Raw genomic sequence first — 1377 nt, forward strand, 5'->3', positions numbered from 1 at the left:
GAGGCCGAACTATACCCACCCATCGAAAACACGTCAACACCAATCCAACGAAAAAGCGCCAACAAGTCGATAAGCGCTTGATTTGCAAAGAACCGAACCACAAAGAAAATCGAGCATTATCAGCAAAAGCTGCCCGCTACGCATGCAGCAAGTTAGCGCGCCAGCGGCGCAAACTATCCAGCCCCCAGCAAAGATGCGACAATCGCGCCCATTCAATGCATATATATACAGATAGGAATTCATCATGCCTTGGCAAGAACTGCGCCTGACCACTGACTCGACCCAAGCGGAAAACTATTCCGATGTATTATTTGATCTGGGCGCGCTGTCAGTCTCGATTGAAGACGCTGCGGCCGGCACGCAGGATGAAAAACCAATTTTTGGCGAGCCGGGTGAGCCCGTAGATCAATTGTGGGACACCAGCGTAGTGCTGGCGTTGTTTGATGCCGAGACGGATCTCTCGCTGATCGTTACCGCCGCCGCCAATCAGCTCAAGCAAGCGGCCCCACAATATGAAATCGTGGTGGTGGAAGAGCAGGATTGGGTACGCCTGACGCAATCTCAATTTGATCCGATCCCTATTTCGCCACGTTTGTGGATCACCCCAACTTGGCATGAGTGCCCAGATCCGGCGGCCGTGAACATTCAACTCGACCCAGGCCTCGCTTTTGGCACCGGTAGCCACCCCACCACGCGCCTGTGTTTGCAATGGTTAGATCGCGAAATTCAGGGCGGCGAAAAGGTACTGGATTACGGTTGCGGCTCAGGGATTTTGGCGATTGCCGCGTTGAAACTGGGCGCCGGCCCAACCGATGGCGTGGATATTGATCCGCAGGCGATGATTGCTTCGGCACAAAATGCCGAACAAAACGGCGTGACCGCCCGCTTTTTCCTGCCGGACGCCGCCCCAGCTGAAAGCTATGACGTGGTGATTGCCAATATTCTGACCAATCCATTGAAAGCGCTGGCGCCACTCTTGGCGGGTCGCTGCCGCAGCGGCGGCAAATTGGTGCTGTCGGGCATTCTGGCGGAACAAGCACATGAAATCGTGGCGATTTACGGTGAATGGTTTGATTTTGTTGCGCCAAACGAACATGAGGGCTGGGTGTGTTTGTCTGGCTTACGGAAATAAACCCTTAAATCCGGTTAAAATCGCCGCATGACACACATCACGCGCTGCCCAAATTGCAACACCGCCTTTCGCGTTAGCGATGACCAGCTCGCCGCCCATCATGGGAAGGTGCGCTGTGGGCGGTGTTCGTTCATTTTTAATGCGCGTGATTTTTTACAGCCGGCGAGCGAGCCCACAGCTCCAGCTCCAGCTCCAGCTCCAGCTCCAGCTCCAGCTCCAGCTCCAGCTCCAGCTCCAGCTCCAGC

2 protein-coding genes are annotated in these 1377 nt (G+C 55.0%); both read left to right on the forward strand.

Annotated elements, in window-relative coordinates:
- The first annotated feature begins 244 nt into the window (after positions 1 to 244).
- Positions 245 to 1132 (forward strand): 50S ribosomal protein L11 methyltransferase, encoded by an 888-nt coding sequence (gene prmA / locus L991_RS12030; RefSeq protein ID WP_047395780.1) that lies wholly within the window; start codon positions 245 to 247, stop codon positions 1130 to 1132.
- Positions 1133 to 1159: 27 nt separating this feature from the next.
- On the forward strand, positions 1160 to 1377 hold a 218-nt coding region (locus L991_RS17010; RefSeq protein ID WP_197053880.1), incomplete at its 3' end, for an MJ0042-type zinc finger domain-containing protein.

Source organism: Chitinibacter sp. ZOR0017, assembly GCF_000799095.1.
Taxonomy (GTDB): Bacteria; Pseudomonadota; Gammaproteobacteria; order Burkholderiales; family Chitinibacteraceae; genus Chitinibacter; species Chitinibacter tainanensis.